This is a genomic window from Lunatimonas salinarum (assembly GCF_017811155.1).
Taxonomy (GTDB): Bacteria; Bacteroidota; Bacteroidia; order Cytophagales; family Cyclobacteriaceae; genus Lunatimonas; species Lunatimonas salinarum.
In genome coordinates this window covers 1-547 of the sequence record NZ_JACVCV010000111.1, presented here as the reverse complement: position 1 = coordinate 547, position 547 = coordinate 1, and the positions used below count along the sequence as shown (strand labels likewise).

The window sequence follows — 547 nt, the reverse complement described above, 5'->3', positions numbered from 1 at the left end:
ACCCCTTTACCGATTTCGGGTTTAAGAAGCTCTTTGGGGAAGAGGCCACCAAGGACCTGCTGCTGGACTTTATCAACGCCGTGCTGGAGCCCGAGACAGGGCCCGTGGCCAGCGTCGAATTCTCCAGAAACGAGCACCTGGGTGCCGGGAAGATGGACCGGAAGGTAGTCTTCGATATCTACTGTGTGGCCGAATCCGGCGAGCGGTTCATCGTGGAGATGCAGAAGGCCTTCCAGCTCAATCTCAGGGACCGGTCCCTGTTTTACGCTACTTACCCCCTGCAGGAACAGGGGAAGCGCGGGGACTGGGATTATTCCCTACACGCAGTATATTGCATATCCATACTCGACTTTGTGCTCGATCCTGACGATGACCGGTATCTTCACCGGGTGGGACTGCTCGACAGGGAGACCGGTCGGGTCTTCAGCGACAAGCTTCAGTTTGTATACGTTGAAATCCCGAAATTTGACAAGGGGGAGGGAGAAGTGGAAACCAAATTCGAGAAATGGCTGTATGTATTAAAACACTTGGAGTTTCTGGAGAGGCT

1 protein-coding gene is annotated in these 547 nt (G+C 53.9%); it reads left to right on the top strand.

From position 1 onward, the window contains the following. On the top strand, positions 1-547 hold a 547-nt coding region (locus IAQ59_RS22885), incomplete at both ends, for an Rpn family recombination-promoting nuclease/putative transposase (RefSeq protein WP_209333026.1).